This window comes from Actinomycetospora sp. 2LY8.5, assembly GCF_057180585.1.
The window spans coordinates 74,984-93,363 of the sequence record NZ_JBXUHE010000009.1 but is presented as its reverse complement, the minus strand read 5'-3'; the positions used below and the strand labels follow the sequence as shown (position 1 = coordinate 93,363).

Here is an 18,380-nt window from a genome sequence, read left to right as displayed (position 1 = left end):
CCAGGACACCTCCGGCATCGCGCGCGGGCGCAGGGTGGCAGCGTGACCGCCGTGCTCACCCCCACCGCGATGCTCGCCGTCGCGCTCGAGGAGGCCCGGACCGGCGCGGCAGCGGGGGGCGTGCCGGTCGGCGCGGCCCTGTTCGGCCCCGACGGGGAGCTCCTCGGGCGCGGTCACAACCGCCGCATCCAGGACGGCGACCCGGCGACCCACGGCGAGACCGCCGCGTTCCGTGCCGCCGGGCGCCGCCCGCACTACCGCGACACGACGATGGTCACGACGCTCTCGCCGTGCTGGTTCTGCGCGGGGCTGATCCGCCAGTTCCGCATCCCGCGCCTGATCGTGGGCGAGGCGGAGAACTTCGGTGGCCAGCACGCCTGGCTCGCCGACCTGGGTGTCGAGGTGTCCGTCCTCGACGACCCGGCCTGCGCGGCGCTCATGCAGCGCTTCGCCGCCGACCACCCGGAGGCGTGGCTCGAGGACATCGGGGGCCCGGAGTGAGCGGCCTGGACGCGCAGCGATCAGTGGAGCACGCCGAGAGGGGAGCCGGACCATCGATGCCGCCCGTCCCCCTGATCGACCTCGAGCCCTGGTTCCACGGTGACGACGACGACCGGGCCGACGTGGCGCGCCGCACCGACGAGGCCCTGCGGACGTCGGGGTTCCTCCTGGTCACGGGGCACGGCGTGCCAGGCCCGGTGCGCACGGCCGCCCGCGCCGCGGCACGGCAGTTCTTCGCCATGCCCACCGAGGTCAAGGCCGCGTACACCGTCGGCGTCGGAGGCCGCGGCTGGCTCCCGCCCGGTGCGGAGGCGAACGCCGGCGCGGAAGGGGAGGCCGGCCCGCCCGACCTCAAGGAGAGCTGGACCTGCGGCGCGGACACCCCCACCGGGGACCCCGCCGTCGACGCCGTGTGGTTCGCCCCGAACGTCTGGCCGCGGGAGGTCCCCGCGCTGAGGCTCGCCCTCTCCGAGCACCTCGCCCACGTGCGGGCGCTGGCCGACGAGCTGCTCGTCGTCGGTGCCTGCGCGCTCGGGCTGGCGGACGACTTCTTCACCCGCCACACCGGCCACCCGTCGTACACGCTCAACGTCAACCGTTATCCCCCGCTGGCCGAGACCGGGGAACCCGCCGAGGGGCAGTTCCGCATCGGTCCGCACACCGACTTCGGGACGGTGACGGTGCTCGACCGCGAGGTCGGCGCCGGCGGGCTCCAGGTCGACGTGCCCGGGCTCGGCTGGGTCGACGCGCCGCACCACCCCGGTGCCTTCACGATCAACATCGGCGACCTGCTGGCGCGGTGGACCGGGCAGCGCTGGCGCTCCACCCGCCACCGCGTGCTGCCGCCGCAGGACGTCGCGCCCGACGAGGACCTGGTCTCGCTCGTCTACTTCTACGAGCTGGACCCGGACACGACGGTCGAGGCCCTCGGCCCGCCCGTCGGACACGTGGCCGCGGCACCGGTGCGCGCCCGCGAGTACCTCGCCGCGAAGTTGGCGGCGATCACCGTGCAGTGAGGGGGACCCGCGATGTCGATCGCCCAGGATCCGTCCGACGTCGTCGTCCGCGAGGGTGAGTACGGCGACAAGGTCGTCGCCGTCGAGCCCGGCGGCGCCGAGTTCATCCCGGTCGCAGAGCGCCACGGCCGGCCGCGCCAGCTGTTCTGGACGTGGTGCTCACCCAACCTCGAGTTCGCGACGATCTTCGTCGGGGTGCTCGCGGTCAGCGCGTTCAGCCTGTCGTTCTGGGGCGCGGTGCTGGGCATCGTGGTCGGCACCGCGCTGGGGTCGCTGACCCACGGCCTGCTGTCCTCGCGCGGGCCCGGTTCCGGGGTTCCGATGATGGTGCTCTCGCGCCTCGGTTTCGGCTTCCGGGGCAACGCGCTGCCCGCCGGGCTCAACGCGATCGTCGGCGGCATCGGCTGGTTCGCGGTCAACAGCGTGTCCGGCGCCCTGGCACTCGCGACCCTGACCGGGATGCCGGCGTGGCTGGGCCTGCTGATCGTCGCGGCGGTGCAGATCGGGGTGGCGCTGCTCGGGCACAACCTGATCCACGGCTTCGAGAAGGTCGTCCTGCCGGTGCTGGCCGTGGTCTTCGCGATCACCTCGGTCGTCATCCTCACCCAGGTCGACCCGGCGTTCGTCCCGACCGACGGCCAGCCCGCCGGGCCGGTGGCCGGGTTCCTGCTGACCGTCGGGGCCACGTTCGGCTACGCCGCGGGCTGGAACCCGTACGCCACCGACTACACCCGTTACCTGCCGCCGACGACGAGCCGGCGCGCCACCGGCTGGGCCGCCGGGCTCGGCGTCTTCGTGCCCTGCGTGATCCTCGAGACGGTCGGCGCGGCGTCGGCGACACTGGCCGCCGCTCCCGACGCCACCCCGACCGGCGCGTTCACCGAGCACCTGCCGGGCTGGCTCGCGGCGCTGACCCTGCTGTGCATCGCGGTCGGGGCGGTGGCCGCGAACGCGATCAACGTCTACTCGGGCGCCATGTCGTTCGTGGCGATGGGCATCCGGATGCCGTTGCACCTGCGCCGGGCGCTCGCCGTCGGCGCCTTCGGGATCCTCGGGTTCGTCGTCGCCCTCTTCGGGCTCGCCGACGCGGGGCACGCGTACGAGAGCTTCCTGCTGATCATCGCCTACTGGATCGGCCCGTGGCTCGCGGTGGTCTTCGCGGACTGGTGGCTGCGGAGGGGCACGGACGCGGAGGGGCTCCTCTTCGACGTCACCCACCGCAACCTCGCCGGGCCGGCGGCCATGCTGACCGGCATGGTCGTGTCGATCGCGCTGTTCGCGAACCAGGTCGCGTTCACCGGCCTCGTCGCGTCGGCCCTGCCCGGGATCGGCGACATCTGCTTCGAGGTCGGCTTCCTCGTCAGCGGGGCCGTGTACCTGCTGATGCACCGCCGGAGCCACGCCACCACCCCCTGAGAGCCCGGAGCCACCCTCCGCCCCGGCTCGCACCGTCTCCCGCGCCACGGTCCGTGGCCTCGCCGTCGTCGGTGCGGGTGCTGCCGCGCTCGCGGGCTGGACCGTCGGCGCGCTGCTCGGCGCCGACTACTGGATCACCGACGCGCAGGGCACCGCCCGCGTCGACATCCCCGCGGCCGTCGGCACCACGGTGATCACGGTCCTGTTCGCCTGGGCGCTGCGGGCGGTCCTCGAGCGCGTCGCCTCCTGGGGCCGCACCGCCTGGACCTACCTCGCCGTCGGCGTCCTGGCCGTGTCGATGACCCCGATCGGCCTGGTCGAGGCCAGCGCCCCCACCCGCATCGGTCTGATGATCGCCCACCTCGCCGTCGCGGCCGTCGTGATCCCCGCCTTCACGCGCCGATGAGGTGCACGGCGGGCGTGTGAGCAGCATCAGTGCCGGAGCGCTGATGCTGCTCACGTGCGCGCAGCGCACACCTCGGCGACGCACCGGGCGATCGGGCCCTCCGGATCCGCCGCCGCCGCGACCGCCGCCTCGCCGACGCCGAGCCCGCGCAGCAGGGTGCGCGTGAACTCCGCAGCCACGTCCCCGGGGCGCATCCGGCCGTGCGGGTCGAACCAGGTCCACATCCAGTGCAGCGAGCCGAACATCTGCAGGCTGCGCAGGCGCGCGTCGCCGGGCAGGAACACCCCGGCGTCCTCGCCCTCACGCAGGACCGCGACGACCAGGTCGCGGTACGCGTCGCGCTGGGCCCGGGCGGTCTCCATCCCGGGCACGTCGGTGAGACGCACGACCTCGCGCTGGAAGGCGACCGTGGTCGCGGGCTCGTCGGTGGAGTACCGGACCCCGGCGTGGACGAACGCGGCGATCCGTTCCTCGGGAGCGGTAAGCCGGGCCAGGAGCGCGTGCGCCTCCTCGAGACGCCGGCCCATGTACCGCTCCTGGACCTCCGCGAGCATCCGGTCCTTGGTGCCGAAGTGGTGGACGATCGTGCCCTTGCTCATCCCCAGCTCGGCGGCGACGTCGCCGAGGTTGGCGCGGTCGTAGCCGCGCTCGGCGATGTGGCGGGTGAACGTCGCGAGGATCTCGTCGCGCCGCCCGCCGCGGGCGCGGCCCGGGGCCACCACCGGTTGGGTCACGACTCCCCCTTGAAAACTGACCGCACGTACGGGCAGAGTAGCGCACGCCACGTCGTCGTGGGTCAGGACGAAGGGAGCCGGCGGTGGACGGTGGGATCGCCGACTGGATCGCGCGGCGGGCGGAGCGCCGGCCCCGCGCGACAGCGCTCGTGGACGTCGCCACCGGCGCCCGCCACGACTACGCCGCGCTCGAGCGGCGCGTGAGCGCCCGAGCCGCCGCCCTGGCCGCGCTCGGCGTCGAGGCCGGCGCACGCGTCGCCCTGCTCGGTGAGAACTCCGCCGCCTACCTCGAGTGGCTCTTCGGCGCGGCGCGCATCGGCGCGATCGCGGTGCCGGTCAATCACCGCCTCGCGCCGGCCGAGGTCGCGCACGTCCTGGGCGACTCGGGGGCGACGGTGCTCGTGCGCTCGACGGCGTTCTCGGTGCTGGCCGAGGCGTCCGTGGCCGACCTGGACACACCCCCGGTGCTCGTGGAGCTCGGCGCGGAGCCGGGCGGCGGGACCGTCACGCCGCACGCGGCGGCGGGCGACGACGCCTGCGTGATCATGTACACCTCGGGCACCACGGGCGTCCCGAAGGGCGCCGTGCTCACGCACGACAACATGCTGTGGAACGCGATCAACATGGTCACCGCGGGCGCCGGCATCAGCGGCTCCGACGTGACGATCGCGGCGGCGCCCCTGTTCCACATCGGCGCGCTCGGACTCTCCGCGCTCCCCCTGCTCTACGCGGGCGGCACGGTCGTCGTCGTGCCGTCGTTCGAGCCCGCGGCGTTCGCCGAGCTCATGGCCGACGAGCGCGTCACCACCCAGTTCCTCGTGCCCGCGATGTGGGCGGCGCTGACCCGGCTGCCGTCCCTGCCGCCCCAGCCCGCGCTGCGCTGGGCGATCTCCGGCGGGGCGCCGTGCCCGGTGACGGTGATCGAGCACTTCACCGGCCTCGGCTGGACCTTCACCGAGGGATTCGGGATGACCGAGCTCTCGCCGGCGGCGCTCTTCCTCGATGCCGACGACGTGCTCACCCACGCCGGCTCGGTCGGGCGGCCGTTCCTGCACGTCGACGCGCGGCTGGTGTCCGAGAGCGGGGAGGACGTCGGCGTCGGCGAGGTCGGGGAGCTGGTGCTGCGGGGGCCGACGGTGTTCGCGGGCTACTGGAACCGGCCGGAGGCGACGGCCGAGGTGCTGCGCGAGGGGTGGTTCCACTCCGGCGATCTCGGCGTGCGCGACGTCGAGGGCTTCGTCACCCTCGTCGACCGCACGAAGGACATGATCATCACGGGCGGCGAGAACGTCTACCCGATCGAGGTCGAGCAGGTGCTCCACCGCCACCCCGCGATCGGTGACGTCGCCGTCGTCGGGGTCGGCGACCCGCAGTGGGGCGAGACGGTGCTGGCGGTGGTCGTCGCATCCGGCTCGCTGGATCCGGACGAGGTGATCGCCTACGCCCGCGAGCGGATCGCGCACTTCAAGGCGCCGCGACGCGTCGAGGTCGTCGAGGAGCTGCCGCGCAACGCGACCGGGAAGCTGCTCAAGCGGGTCCTGCGCGAGCAGTTCGCCGGGCCGGCCGAGGCGGTCCGCCGGTGACGGGGTCGGCAAGCTCGTGGAGCGAGGGACGCCCTGGCTGCGTGGGAGGCAGCGAGGGTCACCCTCGCTCCTCCGGATCCGCGCACGACGCGTGGGCGACGCCGGAGCGGCGGGCGCTGCGCGAGCTGGTCGGCGACTTCACCGCGCGCGAGATCGTGCCCCACCTCGCGACCTGGGAGGACGAGGGTGCCCTGCCGCGCACGCTGCACGAGCGCGCCGGGGCCCTCGGTCTGCTCGAGCTGGGGTTCCCCCAGTCCGCGGGCGGGGTCGGCGAGCACCTCGACGCGTGCCTCGTCGCCGAGCAGCTGATCCTCTCCGGTGGGTCGAGCGGAGTCTGCGCGGGGCTGTTCACCCACGGCATCGGGGTCCCGCACATCGCCAACGCCGGCGACCCCGACCAGATCGCGCGTTTCGTGAAGCCCGCGCTCGCCGGGCAGCTGATCGCCTCGCTCGGCATCACCGAGCCCGAGGCCGGCTCCGACGTCGCGGCGATCAGCACCCGCGCGCGCCGGGAGGGCGACGAGTACGTCGTCGACGGGGCGAAGACGTTCATCACCTCGGGGACGCGGGCGGACGTCGTGACCACGGCGGTGCGCACCGGTGGCGAGGGGCACCGCGGCCTCTCGCTGCTGGTGATCGAGACCGACCGGACGGGAGTGTCGCGCTCGCGGCTGCGCAAGATGGGCTGGCACTGCAGCGACACCGCGGAGCTGCGCTTCGACGGGGTACGCGTTCCGGCGGCGAACCTCGTCGGCGCGGAGGGCACCGGATTCCGCCAGATCATGGTCAACTTCGCGGCCGAGCGGCTGTCGATGGCCGTGCAGGCGTACGCGACCGCGCAGCGCTGCGTCGACCTGACGATCGAGTGGGCGCGGTCCCGGCGCACGTTCGGAGTGCCGCTCGCGCAGCGCCAGGTCGTCCGGCACCAGATCGCGGAGATGGCGCGCGAGACGACCGTGGCGCGGACCTACGTGCGGGACGTCCTCGTGCGCTGGCAGGCCGGGCAGGACGTCGTCACCGAGCTCGCGATGGCCAAGAACACCGCGGTCGCGGCGTGCGACGCCGTCGTCGACCGGGCCGTCCAGCTGCACGGAGGGATGGGCTACATGCACGGCGTGGAGGTCGAGCGCCACTACCGCGACGCCAGGATCCTCGGCATCGGGGGCGGGGCGAACGAGATCATGACCGAGGTCGTGGCGGGCCGGTTGGGGCTGGACGGATGAGCGCCCCACGGGAGACGGAGCGCAGCGGAGCTCGACCCGGACCGACCGTGGAGTCGTTGCTGGACGACCTCGACGCCGAGCGGGCGGCCGTGATGTCGCTGGTGCGCGAGATCCCGCGGTCGTCCTGGACGTTGCCGACGCGGGCGCAGCCCTGGACGGTGCGCGACCAGATCGCCCACCTCGGGTGGTTCGACGGGTCGTTCGCGCGGGCGATCTCGACGCCGGCGGAGTTCGAGGCCGAGCGCGACGCGATCACCGACGTCGCGGGCTACGTCGAGCAGACCCTGCGCCAGGTCCCCGCGGTCGGGCCCGCCGCGCTCGCGTACTGGCAGGACGCGGCCCGGTCCTTCGACCGCGCCGCCCGTGCCTGCGCCCCCTCGGCGCGCCTGCCCTGGTACGGACCGTCGATGTCGCTGCGCTCGGCGATCACCAGCCGGATCATGGAGACCTGGGCGCACGGCACCGACGTCGCCGACGCCCTGGGCGCCCGCCTCGCCCCGACCGACCGCCTGCGCCACGTCGCCGACATCGCCGTCCGCGCCCGGGCGCAGGGCTACCGGGTCCGCTCGCTGGACGTGCCCGACGTGCCCGTCCGTGTCGAGCTCACCGCCCCCTGCGGCGGTGCTGCCTGGGTCTGGGGAGATGTCAGCGACGTGGCGTCGCAGACACTGGACGTCCGTAACGCCACGCGCTCGACCGCGGATCGGATCGCCGGCGATGCCGAGGAGTTCTGCCTCGTGCTCGTGCGCCGGGTGCACGTCGACGACACGAACCTCGAGATCACCGGTGACGCGGCGCGCGAGTGGATGGAGCTCGGTCAGGCGTTCGCGGGCACACCGGGAAAGGATCCGCAGCGCGCATGACCGTCCAGGACATCACTCCGAGCGCCGTGCTGGCTTCGCACCTCGACCCCGCCTCGCCCGAGTACGCCGCCGACCGCGCGGCGATGCTCGACGCGCTCGCGGGCGTCGACGAGGTCGCCGCCACGGTGCTCGCCGCGGGCGGCGCGAAGCACGTCGACCGGCACCACGAGCGCGGCCGGCTGACCGCCCGCGAACGCGTCGACCTGCTCCTCGACCCCGACGCCGCGTTCCTGGAGATCGGCGCGCTGGCCGGGGCGCACGAGCCGGACCTGACGACGCCGGGCGCGGGTCTGGTGGTCGGGATCGGCGCGGTCAGCGGCGTCGAGTGCATGGTGATCGCTAACGAGCCGACGGTGAAGGGCGGCTCGATCACCCCGATCGGCGTCACCAAGCAGCTGCGCGCGCTGGAGATCGCCGAGCGCAACCGGTTGCCGGTGGTCGCGCTGGTCGAGTCCGGCGGCGCCGACCTCCCGCGCCAGGCCGACCTGTTCGTGCCCGGCGGGCGGACGTTCCGCGAGATGACGCGGCTCTCGGCGGCGGGCATCCCGACGATCGCGGTGGTCTTCGGCTCCTCGACCGCCGGCGGCGCGTACATGCCGGGGATGAGTGAGTACACGGTCTTCGTCCGCGGGCAGGCGACCGTCTACCTGGGCGGGCCGCCGCTGGTGAAGATGGCGATCAACGAGGACGTCGACGACGAGACCCTCGGCGGCGCCGAGATGCATGCGCGCGAGTCGGGCCTCGCCGACCACCTCGCCGCCGACGAGCGCGACGCCCTGCGCATCGGGCGGCGCATCGTCGCCGATCTGGGCTGGCGGAAGGCCGGTCCGGGGCCGTCGCTGCCCTCCGTCCCGCCGCGGTTCGACCCCGAGGAGCTCCTCGCGTGCGCGGCGTCCGACCCGAAGCGGTCGGTCGAGGTGCGCGACGTGCTCGCGCGCGTGCTCGACGGCTCGCGGTTCGACGAGCACAAGCCGCTCTACGGCACGACGCTCGTGTGCGGCTGGGGCTCGATCGGCGGCTTCCCGGTCGGCGTGCTCGCGAACAACGGGATCCTGTTCTCCGAGGAGTCGCAGAAGGGCGCGCAGTTCGTCCAGCTCGCCAACGCGCGGTCGATCCCGCTGCTGTTCGTCCAGAACATCACGGGGTTCATGGTCGGCTCGGCGTACGAGCGCGGCGGGATCATCAAGGACGGCGCGAAGCTGATCAACGCGGTGTCGAACTCCGAGGTTCCGCACCTGACGCTCATGGTCGGCGCGTCCTACGGCGCCGGGAACTACGGCATGTCCGGGCGCGCCTACGACCCGCGCTTCGTGTTCACCTGGCCCAACCACCGCATCGCGGTGATGGGCGGCACCCAGCTCGCCGGCGTGATGTCGATGGTCCAGCGCCGCTCGGCCGAGCGTGCGGGTCGCGAGTACTCCGAGGAAGCCGACGCCGCCACGCGGAAGGCGATCGAGGACGGCGTCGAGGCGCAGTCGAACGCCGTCTACGCGTCGGGGCGGATGTGGGACGACGGGGTCATCGACCCCCGCGACACCCGCACGGTCCTCGGCCTCGCTCTCTCCGCGGTCCACTCGGCCCCGATCACCGGCGCGACCCGCTTCGCGCCGTTCCGGATGTGAGCGGGGTGCCTGCTCGTGTCAGCGGCGTGGCGTCGCTGACACCCAGTGTCCGTCACGCCACGTCGATCATGGAGGGCCGGCGGTGATCAGCACGCTGCTCGTGGCCAACCGCGGGGAGATCGCGCGACGGGTGATCCGCGCGGCGCGCGCGCAGGGCGTCCGCACCGTCGCGATCCACTCCGAGCCCGACGCCGACGCCCCGCACGTCGCCGAGGCCGACCGGGCCGTGGCGCTGCGCGGGTCGACGAGCGCCGAGACGTACCTCGACGTCGCGCAGGTCCTCGCCGCCGCGCGGGCGACCGGCGCCGACGCCGTGCACCCCGGCTACGGCTTCCTCTCGGAGAACGCGTCCTTCGCCCGCGCCTGCGCCGACGCCGGCCTGACGTGGGTGGGCCCGGACCCGGGGTCGATCGAGGCGATGGGCGTCAAGCACACCGCGAAGGCGCTCGCCCGCGAGGCCGGCGTCCCGACGCTGCCCGATGCCCTGCTCGACACCGACGACCCCGCCGACTGGGCACGCGCCGGCGAGCACGTCGGCTTCCCGCTGCTGGTCAAGGCGAGCGCCGGCGGCGGGGGCAGCGGGATGCGGGAGGTCCGGTCGGCCGACGAGCTGCCCGACGCCGTCCGCTCCGCCCGCGCCGAGGCCGCGCGCAGCTTCGGCGACGACACCGTCTTCCTCGAGCGCCTGCTCGACGCGCCCCGGCACGTCGAGATCCAGGTGCTCGGCGACGCCCACGGGCACGTCGTGCACCTCGGCGAGCGCGAGTGCTCGATCCAGCGCCGGCACCAGAAGGTCGTCGAGGAGGCGCCGTCGCCGGTCGTGCCGCCGGAGCTGCGCGAGCGGATGGGCGCCACGGCCGTCGCCCTCGCCGAGAAGCTCGGCTACGTCGGCGCCGGGACCGTCGAGTTCCTCCTCGATGACGACGATGACGACGCCGGCCCCGACGTCGGGGGGGTCTCGGGGGGCGGAGCCGCCCGTGGGTGCTTCTTCTTCCTCGAGATGAACACCCGGCTGCAGGTCGAGCACCCGGTGACCGAGGAGGTCTACGGCGTGGATCTCGTCGGGCTCCAGCTGAGCATCGCCGAGGGTGCGCCGCTGCCGTTCACCCAGGACGACATCGCCCCGCGTGGGCACGCGATCGAGGTGCGGCTCTACGCCGAGGACCCTGCCGCCGGCGACCGCCCCAGTCCCGGCACGCTGCACCGCTACCGCCACGACTCCCACGACGCGGCCCTGCGCTGGGAGGACGCCCTCGGCGCATCCGGCGAGGTCAGCGCCTTCTACGACCCGATGATCGCAAAGGTCGTCGCGCACGCCCCGACGCGCACCGCGGCCGCGCGCAAGCTCGGCGCCGGGCTCGCCGCCGCCGAGATCCACGGCCCGGCCACCAACCGTGACCTGCTCGTCGCCGTGCTCCGCGACGCCGACTTCCTCGCCGGCCAGACCCGCACCGACTTCCTCGCGAACCACGCGCACCTCCGCACCCCGGAGCCCGCCACACCCCGCGTCGTCCACCTCGCGGCGGCCGTCGCGTGCACGAGCGCGGCCCGCCGGGAGGACGACCCGCTCGAGGACCTCGCCCCACCCGGCTGGCGCCTGCTCCGCGGGGCGCCCGGGCCCGCGATCACCTGGGAGGGCCCGGAGGGCGAGGTCATCCCGAACCTCGACGACGTCGAGCTCCGCGACGTCACCCCGCACGGCGCCCGCGTCACCCACGCCGGTGTCGAGTACCGCTGCCGCGTCGCCCACCACGACGGCACCGCCCACGTCGACGACGGCGAGGGCCACAGCGCCTGGCGCGAGGTTCCGCGCCTGCCCGCCCCGGACGCCGCGGCCGGTGGGGCCGGGCCGGTCAGCGAGGTCCCGGGCACCGTCGTCGAGGTGCTCGTGCAGGAGGGCGAGCACGTCGTCGCCGGCCAGAAGCTCGTCGTGATCGAGGCCATGAAGATGGAGCACCCCGCCCTCGCCGCCGCCGACGGCGTCGTGGAGACCGTGCACGTCGCGGTCGGCCAGTACGTCGAGGCCCACGCCACGCTGGTGACGCTGGGAGTGGCCGAATGATCGCCGTCGCCAACATCTCCGGCTTCTACGGCGACCGTCTCGCGGCCGCCCGCGAGATCGTCGACGCCCACCTCGAGGGCCGCGTGCACGTCGACGTCCTCACCGGCGACTGGCTCGCCGAGCTCACCATGGGCCTGCTCGCCAAGCAGCGCGAGCGCGGCAAGGGCGGCTGGGCGACGACGTTCGTGCGCCAGATGCAGGACGTGCTCGCCGACTGTCTCGACGCCGGCATCGTCGTCGTCGCCAACGCCGGCGGGCTCGACCCCGCGGGCTGTGCGGGGGAGATCGCGGCGATCGACGAGCGCGCTCGCGTCGCCTGGGTCGGCGGGGACGACGTCACCGACGTCGTCGCCGGCCTGTCCTCCGAGCAGAGCGCGCACCTCGAGACCGGCGAGCCGATCGGGGAGAAGCCCCTGGTCGCCAACGCCTACCTCGGGTGCCGCGGGATCGTCTCCGCGCTCGAGGCCGGGGCGAACGTCGTCGTGACGGGGCGGGTCACCGACGCGGCGGTGGTCGTCGGGCCGGCCGCCTGGCGCCACGGGTGGGGTCCCGACGACCTCGACGCCCTCGCCGGCGCGGTCGTCGCCGGGCACGTCATCGAGTGCGGCGCGCAGGCCACCGGCGGCAACTTCTCGTTCGCCGGCGAGCTCGCGGGCACCGAGCGCGTCGGCCTGCCCGTCGCCGAGATCGAGTCCGACGGATCCGCAGTGATCACCAAGGCCTCCGGGACGGGCGGGGCGGTCACCGTGGAGACGGTCACCGCGCAGCTGCTCTACGAGGTCGACGGTCCGCGCTACCTCACGCCCGACGTCGTCGCGCGCCTCGACACCGTCACGCTGACCCAGGACGCGCCCGACCGCGTGCGGATCGCCGGCACCCGGGGCGAGGCGCCGCCGGTGACGGTGAAGGTCGGCGCGATCGTGCCCGCCGGCTGGCACAACGAGATGACCTTCGTGATCACCGGCCTCGACGTCGACGCCAAGGCGGAGCACGCGCTCGCGGCGCTCTGGGCCGGCGTACCGGGCGGCCGCGACGCCTTCGAGCGCGTCGAGGCCCGGCTGCTGCGCGCCGACAAGCCCGACCCCGCGCGCATGACCGACGCCGTCTCCCTGCTCACCGTGGCCGTCGCCGGGAGCCGAGAGGCCTGCGCGCGCCTGTCCCGGGCGGCCGTCGAGACCGCGCTGAGCGGCTACCCCGGCTTCTTCGCCACCACCCCGCCCGGCCCCGGCAGCGCCGCGAGCGTGTTCTGGCCGATGCTCCTGCCCGCTGCCGACCTGCCCCAGCTCGTCGGTCTCGCGGATCGCACGTGGACGGTGCCACCGCCGGCCGTGCCGGCGAGCGAACGGGGAGTTCCGACGCCAAGAAGCAGCGAACAGCACGTTCGTTCCGAATCGCGCGCCACCACCCGCGCCCCCCTCGGCCGGATCGCCGGCGCGCGGTCCGGGGACAAGGGCGGCAACGCGACGCTCGGGCTCTGGGCGCGCGACGACGACACCTACGCCTGGCTGAGCAGCTGGTGGGACGACGAGCACGTCGCGTGGCTGCTCGGCGAGGATGCCGCCGGGTGCACCAGGCGGCTCTGGGCGTTCCCGCTGCTGCGCGCGGTGGGCGTCACCGTCGTCGGGTTCCTGGGTCGCGGGGTGGCCGACAACCTCGCGCTCGACCCGCAGGCCAAGGGGCTCGGCGAGTTCGTCCGGTCCCGACACATGGACATCCCCGAGGAGCTGCTGCGATGAAGGTCGACGCCACCGTGGTCACCGGTGGGCTCAGCGCGTTCGCCGACGACGCCGTCACCGCGGAGAAGGCGGGCTACGACGCCGTCTGGGCATCGGAGACCCAGCACGACCCGGCCGTGATGATCACGCTCGCGGCCACCCGCACCGAGCGCATCACGCTCGGCACGGCGATCACCGTCGCGTTCGCCCGCACACCGATGACGACCGCGATGACCGCGGGCGACCTGCACCAGGTCACCGGCGGGCGCTACATCCTCGGGCTCGGCACCCAGATCAAGCCGCACGTCACCAAGCGTTTCTCGATGCCGTGGTCGCGGCCCGCCGACCGGATGCACGAGTACATCCGGGCCGTCCGCGCGATCTGGGACGCGTGGAACACCGGCGAGCGGCTGGACTTCCGCGGCGAGTTCTACACGCACACGCTGATGACGCCGTTCTTCTCGCCCGACCCGAACCCCTACGGCACCCCGCCGATCCACCTCGCCGGCGTCGGCCCGCGGATGACGGCGGTGGCGGGCGAGGTCGCCGACGGGTTCATGGCGCACGCCTTCTCCACCGAGCGCTACCTGCACGAGGTGACGCTGCCCTCGCTGCGCCAGGGCTTCGAGAAGGCCGGCAAGGACGGCACCGGCTTCGAGTTCTCCGCCACCGCGCTCATCGCGACCGGCAACACCGAAGAGGAGTTCGCGGCGTCGGTGAAGGACGTGCGCCGCCAGGTCGCGTTCTACGGGTCGACGCCCGCGTACCACCCGGTGCTGGAGCTGCACGGCTGGGGCGACCTGGCCCGCGAGCTCAACACGCTGTCGAAGCGGGCGGCCAAAGATCCGACACAGTGGGAGGCGATGGGCGACGCCGTCGACGACGAGGTCCTGCACACGATCGCGATCGTCGCCGAGCCCGACCAGGTCGGCCCGGCGCTCGAGGCCCGGTTCGGCGGGATCGCCCAGCGCATCCCGCTCTACGCCCCGACCGGCTCCCAGACCGACCGCTGGGGTCCCGCCCTGGCGCACCTGCAGGGTGACGCAGCATGAGACGAGCACGCCGGTAGGGGAGCTCGACCGATCGAGGAGGAGTGACGTAGATGGTCGCGTTCACCGAGGAGCACCAGGCGTTCCGCAAGACCGTCCGGACCTTCGTCGAGCGGGAGATCGACCCGTACGTCGACCAGTGGGAGCGCGACGGACGCATGCCCACCCACGAGCTGTTCGCCAAGCTCGGCGACCTGGGTTTCCTGGGTCTCGAGTACGACCCGGCGTACGGGGGCGGCGGCGCCGACCACCTGTTCTCGGTGGTGCTGGCCGAGGAGATCGGGCGGGCGGACGCCGCCGGCGTCGGCATGGCGATCGCCGTCCAGACCGACATGGCGACGCCGTCGCTGGCCCGCTTCGGGTCGGAGGAGCTCAAGCAGCGCTACCTCGCCCCGGCCATCCGCGGCGAGCACGTCACCGCCATCGCGGTGACCGAGCCCGACGCCGGCTCGGACGTCGCCGGGCTGCGCACCCGGGCCGTCCGCGACGGCGACGAGTGGGTGATCCACGGCTCGAAGCTCTACATCACCAACGGGGTGCAGGCCGACTGGCTGTGCCTGCTCGCGCGCACCTCCGACGTGGGGGGCGCGCGGGGGATGTCACAGATCATCGTCCCGACGGACACGCCCGGGGTGTCGGTGTCGCGCACGCTCGACAAGCTGGGCAACCGCTGTTCGGACACCGCGCAGCTGTCGTTCGACGGCGCGCGGGTGCCGGTCGCGAACACGATCGGGCGCGCGGGCCGCGGCTTTCAGCAACAGATGGCGCAGTTCCAGAACGAGCGGATGGTCGCCTGCTACGGCCGGGTCGGGGCCTGCGAGCGGGCCCTGGACCGGACCGCGAGCTACCTGCGGCAGCGGCACGCGTTCGGCGGCCCGCTGATCACCAACCAGTACCTGAGCTACCAGCTCGCCGAGCTCTACGCCCGCGTCGACATGTGCCGGCACTACAACTACGCGTGCGCCGAGGCCTTCATGCGCGGCGAGGACACGTCGCGGTTCGCGACCATCGCCAAGCTCGCGATCGGCCGGCTCTGCGAGGACGTCGCCCGCACCTGCCTGCAGTACCACGGCGGTCTCGGCTACATCGAGGAGACGTGGACCGCGCGGTTCCTGCGCGACATGCGGATCACCTCGATCGGCGGCGGTGCCGACGAGGTGATGCTCCAGGTGATCGCGAAGATGCACGGCATGTAGGGCCGTTCGGCGTATGTGAGCGATTTCCCGGGCTATAGGGCAGAAAATCGCTCACATGGGAGTCGAGGTCCGGCCGCTGCCGCCGGAGCAGGCGGTCACGCTGATGACCGAGCCGGAGGCGTTCGCGGAGCGCTTCGGGCTCACGCTGGTCGACGGCTACCTCGCCTTCCCCGACGCGCTCGAGCCCACCGTCATCGCGCTCGAGGGCGGTGTCGACCCGAGGTGGTTCGCCCACCTCATCGTCGAGGGCACCGAGGTCGTCGGGCTCGGCGGGTTCACCGGCCCGCCGACCGACGGCGAGGTCGAGATCGGCTACTCGGTCGCGCCCGCCAAGCAGGGCCGCGGGGTGGCGACGGCCGCGGTCGGGCTGTGGCTGGACCGTGCCACGCGCGGCGGGGTCCGGCGCGTCCGCGCGCACACGCGGCCGGAGGAGAACGCCTCGGCCCGTGTCCTGCGCCGCCACGGGTTCGTGCGCGACGGCGAGGTCACCGACCCGGACGAGGGCCCGGTCTGGCGCTGGGTGCGGGACCTCGCCGGATCGGCCGGTTGATCTACCGTGTCGCCCGTGACCGCGCCGACCTCCGTCCAGCGCTCCTTCCAGCTCTGGATCGCCGCCGTCGTCGTCGGCGTGCTCGGCAGCGTGTTCTCCCTCGCGACGTCGGCCACCGTCCCGAACGGCCTCCTCGCCGCCGGCGGGATCGTCGGCGTCGTCATCGGGCTGCTCTTCCTCGCCGCGCTGGTCTACCTCGCGCTGCGGATGCGGCAGGGCGAGAGCTGGGCCCGCCTGGCGCTCGCCGTCCTCGGCGGGGTGTCCGCCGTCTTCACCGTCGTCGGCGTGCTGCTCACCGCGGGTCTCGGCGTCACCGTCGGCGTGCTGTCGACGGTCGTGGGCCTCGTCCAGGCCGTGCTGATCATCGCGGCGATCATCTTCTCCTTCCAGGCGCCCGCGAACGACTACTTCCGCTGAGCACGGCGCCGACCCCCGCGCGGGGCTCCTCACGCTCGTCGCGGGCAGCGCGCCCTCGCCCCGATCCACGCCTGGAACGCCTCGCCGAAGGCCAGGTTCGGCACGCTCACGGTCTGAGCGCAGCCGGCGCCGCGCCGGTGCGGTAGAACGGCGGGGTGGAAGGACAGGACCGTCCCTGGGGTTTCCGGACGCGCGCGGTGCACGCGGGCGCCGTGCCCGACGCCGCCACCGGGGCCCGCGCCGTACCGATCTACCAGTCGACGAGCTTCGTCTTCGAGGACACCGCCGACGCCGCGAACCTCTTCGCGCTCCAGAAGTACGGCAACATCTACAGCCGGATCGCGAACCCGACGGTCGCGGCGTTCGAGGAGCGGCTCGCGAGCCTCGAGGGCGCGCTCGGGGCGGTCGCCACGGGCTCCGGGCAGGCCGCGGAGTTCCTGACCTTCGCGACGCTCGCGGGCGCCGGCGACCACATCGTCGCGTCGTCGGCGCTCTACGGCGGCACGGTCACCCAGCTCGACGTCACCCTGCGCCGCTTCGGGGTCGACACCACGTTCGTGCCCGGCGACGACCCCGCCGACTTCGCCGCCGCGATCACCGACCGCACGCGGTTCCTGTTCGCCGAGATCGTCGCCAACCCGTCCGGCGCCGTCACCGACGTGGCCGCGCTGGCCGAGGTCGCCCACGACCGGGGCCTGCCGCTGATCATCGACGCGACGATGGCGACGCCGTACCTCTGCCGGCCGATGGAGCACGGCGCGGACGTCGTCATCCACTCGGCGACCAAGTTCCTCGGCGGCCACGGCACCACCATCGGCGGCGTGATCCTCGAGTCGGGCCGGTTCGACTGGGGCAACGGCAACTTCTCCCAGATGACCGAGCCGATCCCGTCGTACGGCGGGCTGACGTGGTGGGGCAACTTCCAGGAGTACGGCTTCCTGACGAAGATCCGATCCGAGCAGCTCCGCGACATCGGTGCCACCCTCAGCGCGCACTCCGCGTTCCTGCTGCTGCAGGGCATCGAGACGCTCCCTCAGCGCATGGAGTGCCACGTCGCGAACGCCCAGCGCGTCGCGGAGTGGCTCGAGGCCGACGAGCGCGTCGCGTGGGTCAGCTACGCCGGCCTGCCGAGCCACCCCCACCACGAGCGGGCTCAGCGCTACCTGCCGAAGGGGCCCGGCGCGGTGTTCAGCTTCGGAGTCCGCGGCGCGTCGGAGGGCGAGACCGCCGCGCGCGACGCCGGGCGCCGGTTCATCGAGTCGGTGCAGCTGTGCAGCCACCTCGCCAACATCGGCGACGCCCGCACGCTCGTGCTGCACCCGGCCTCGACCACCCACCAACAGCTCACCGCCGACCAGCTGCGCGAAGGCGGCGTCCGGCCCGATCTGATCCGCATCAGCGTCGGTATCGAGGACCCCGAGGACATCCTGTGGGACCTCGACCAGGCGCTCACCGAGGCCACGAAGGAGACGGAGCGCAGCGGAGCTCGACCCGTCGAGAAGGAGGGCGCGTGAGCTGGACCCCGCCGTCGGCGCAGGAGCGTCAGGCGATCCTGCGCAGGACGACGACCGTCGCCATGGTCGGCGCCTCGCCGAACCCGGCGCGGGCGTCGAACTTCGTCGCGACCTACCTGCTCTCCACCGACCTCGAGATGTACTTCGTCAACCCGAACGCGCGCGAGATCCTCGGGCACCCGGTGTACCCGTCGCTCGACGCGCTGCCGGTGGTCCCGGACCTCGTCGACGTCTTCCGCCGCCAGGAGGACCTGCCCGAGGTGCTGGACGCGACGATCGCGGTGGGGGCCTCGACGTTCTGGACGCAGTTCGGGCTCTACGACGAGGCCCTCGCCGAGCGCGCGGAGGCGGCCGGGCTCACGGTGGTGATGAACCGCTGCCTCAAGGTCGAGCACGCCCGCTTCCACGGGGGGCTGCACCTGGCCGGGTTCGACACCGGGGTGATCACCTCCCGGCGCCGGTGAGCCGGGGCCGCGGCGGCGGGGTTCGCGAGCGGGCTCGTGCCCGGCATCG

General features: G+C 73.7%; 16 protein-coding genes and 1 pseudogene. 16 read left to right on the top strand and 1 reads right to left on the bottom strand.

Annotated elements, in window-relative coordinates; all coding sequences use genetic code 11:
* Window positions 1-69 precede the first annotated feature (69 nt).
* The 4 genes and pseudogenes from AC2A1K_RS13405 to AC2A1K_RS13390 all read left to right on the top strand — a co-directional run.
* The gene (locus AC2A1K_RS13405) at window positions 70-501 is read left to right on the top strand and encodes a nucleoside deaminase (protein ID WP_483896898.1); all 432 of its coding nucleotides are present in this window, start codon (window positions 70-72) and stop codon (window positions 499-501) included.
* A gap of 56 nt (window positions 502-557) precedes the next feature.
* Window positions 558-1,517 (top strand): isopenicillin N synthase family dioxygenase, encoded by a 960-nt coding sequence (locus AC2A1K_RS13400; protein ID WP_483896801.1) that lies wholly within the window; start codon window positions 558-560, stop codon window positions 1,515-1,517.
* A gap of 12 nt (window positions 1,518-1,529) precedes the next feature.
* On the top strand, window positions 1,530-2,933 hold the full coding sequence (locus tag AC2A1K_RS13395) for a purine-cytosine permease family protein (protein WP_483896800.1): 1,404 nt from the start codon (window positions 1,530-1,532) through the stop codon (window positions 2,931-2,933).
* 46 nt (window positions 2,934-2,979) lie between these two features.
* Window positions 2,980-3,339 (top strand): annotated as a pseudogene (locus tag AC2A1K_RS13390) (DUF6069 family protein); the annotation flags it as partial.
* 50 nt (window positions 3,340-3,389) lie between these two features.
* Here the strand turns inward: AC2A1K_RS13390 and AC2A1K_RS13385 are convergent.
* Window positions 3,390-4,073 carry a TetR/AcrR family transcriptional regulator gene (locus AC2A1K_RS13385; protein ID WP_483896799.1) on the bottom strand — a complete coding sequence of 228 codons (684 nt, stop codon included), beginning with the start codon at window positions 4,071-4,073 and terminating at the stop codon, window positions 3,390-3,392.
* Window positions 4,074-4,156: 83 nt separating this feature from the next.
* Here AC2A1K_RS13385 and AC2A1K_RS13380 point away from each other — a divergent pair, with 83 nt between their 5' ends.
* From AC2A1K_RS13380 to AC2A1K_RS13325, 12 genes are all read left to right on the top strand, one after another.
* On the top strand, window positions 4,157-5,656 hold the full coding sequence (locus AC2A1K_RS13380) for an acyl-CoA synthetase (protein ID WP_483896798.1): 1,500 nt from the start codon (window positions 4,157-4,159) through the stop codon (window positions 5,654-5,656).
* A gap of 41 nt (window positions 5,657-5,697) precedes the next feature.
* Entirely contained in the window at window positions 5,698-6,879 is a 1,182-nt protein-coding gene (locus AC2A1K_RS13375; RefSeq protein ID WP_483896797.1) for an acyl-CoA dehydrogenase family protein, read from the top strand.
* A 47-nt stretch (window positions 6,880-6,926) separates the two neighbouring features.
* Window positions 6,927-7,742: a TIGR03084 family metal-binding protein gene (locus tag AC2A1K_RS13370; RefSeq protein WP_483896796.1), complete on the top strand. Its 816-nt coding sequence runs from the start codon at window positions 6,927-6,929 to the stop codon at window positions 7,740-7,742.
* Window positions 7,739-9,364, top strand: coding sequence for an acyl-CoA carboxylase subunit beta (locus AC2A1K_RS13365; RefSeq protein WP_483896795.1), 1,626 nt, complete (start codon window positions 7,739-7,741; stop codon window positions 9,362-9,364). Before AC2A1K_RS13370 ends, AC2A1K_RS13365 begins: the two co-directional genes overlap by 4 nt.
* Window positions 9,365-9,446: 82 nt before the next feature.
* The gene (locus AC2A1K_RS13360) at window positions 9,447-11,426 is read left to right on the top strand and encodes an acetyl/propionyl/methylcrotonyl-CoA carboxylase subunit alpha (protein WP_483896794.1); all 1,980 of its coding nucleotides are present in this window, start codon (window positions 9,447-9,449) and stop codon (window positions 11,424-11,426) included.
* Window positions 11,423-13,162: an acyclic terpene utilization AtuA family protein gene (locus AC2A1K_RS13355; RefSeq protein ID WP_483896793.1), complete on the top strand. Its 1,740-nt coding sequence runs from the start codon at window positions 11,423-11,425 to the stop codon at window positions 13,160-13,162. Before AC2A1K_RS13360 ends, AC2A1K_RS13355 begins: the two co-directional genes overlap by 4 nt.
* Window positions 13,159-14,193 (top strand): TIGR03617 family F420-dependent LLM class oxidoreductase, encoded by a 1,035-nt coding sequence (locus AC2A1K_RS13350; RefSeq protein WP_483896792.1) that lies wholly within the window; start codon window positions 13,159-13,161, stop codon window positions 14,191-14,193. Before AC2A1K_RS13355 ends, AC2A1K_RS13350 begins: the two co-directional genes overlap by 4 nt.
* Before the next feature lie 50 nt (window positions 14,194-14,243).
* Window positions 14,244-15,386, top strand: a complete 1,143-nt coding sequence (locus AC2A1K_RS13345; protein ID WP_483896791.1) for an acyl-CoA dehydrogenase family protein — start codon at window positions 14,244-14,246, stop codon at window positions 15,384-15,386.
* A gap of 55 nt (window positions 15,387-15,441) precedes the next feature.
* Complete coding sequence (locus AC2A1K_RS13340; protein ID WP_483896790.1) at window positions 15,442-15,936, top strand: GNAT family N-acetyltransferase; 495 nt, start codon at window positions 15,442-15,444, stop codon at window positions 15,934-15,936.
* A gap of 15 nt (window positions 15,937-15,951) precedes the next feature.
* The gene (locus AC2A1K_RS13335) at window positions 15,952-16,353 is read left to right on the top strand and encodes a hypothetical protein (protein ID WP_483896789.1); all 402 of its coding nucleotides are present in this window, start codon (window positions 15,952-15,954) and stop codon (window positions 16,351-16,353) included.
* 155 nt (window positions 16,354-16,508) lie between these two features.
* Entirely contained in the window at window positions 16,509-17,867 is a 1,359-nt protein-coding gene (locus AC2A1K_RS13330) for an O-acetylhomoserine aminocarboxypropyltransferase/cysteine synthase family protein (RefSeq protein WP_483896788.1), read from the top strand.
* A complete protein-coding gene (locus AC2A1K_RS13325; protein WP_483896787.1) occupies window positions 17,864-18,331 on the top strand; it encodes a CoA-binding protein in 468 nt (155 codons plus the stop codon). The genes AC2A1K_RS13330 and AC2A1K_RS13325 overlap by 4 nt, the downstream gene beginning before the upstream one ends.
* Window positions 18,332-18,380: the final 49 nt, after the last annotated feature.

What these genes read in the sequence shown, in the direction of transcription:
- AC2A1K_RS13405 (WP_483896898.1), top strand. Translation starts at nt 70, where the DNA reads ATGCTCGCCGTCGCGCTCGAGGAGGCCCGGACCGGCGCGGCAGCGGGG.
- AC2A1K_RS13400 (WP_483896801.1), top strand. Translation starts at nt 558, where the DNA reads ATGCCGCCCGTCCCCCTGATCGACCTCGAGCCCTGGTTCCACGGTGAC.
- AC2A1K_RS13395 (WP_483896800.1), top strand. Translation starts at nt 1,530, where the DNA reads ATGTCGATCGCCCAGGATCCGTCCGACGTCGTCGTCCGCGAGGGTGAG.
- AC2A1K_RS13365 (WP_483896795.1), top strand. Translation starts at nt 7,739, where the DNA reads ATGACCGTCCAGGACATCACTCCGAGCGCCGTGCTGGCTTCGCACCTC.
- AC2A1K_RS13355 (WP_483896793.1), top strand. Translation starts at nt 11,423, where the DNA reads ATGATCGCCGTCGCCAACATCTCCGGCTTCTACGGCGACCGTCTCGCG.
- AC2A1K_RS13350 (WP_483896792.1), top strand. Translation starts at nt 13,159, where the DNA reads ATGAAGGTCGACGCCACCGTGGTCACCGGTGGGCTCAGCGCGTTCGCC.
- AC2A1K_RS13345 (WP_483896791.1), top strand. Translation starts at nt 14,244, where the DNA reads ATGGTCGCGTTCACCGAGGAGCACCAGGCGTTCCGCAAGACCGTCCGG.
- AC2A1K_RS13340 (WP_483896790.1), top strand. Translation starts at nt 15,442, where the DNA reads ATGGGAGTCGAGGTCCGGCCGCTGCCGCCGGAGCAGGCGGTCACGCTG.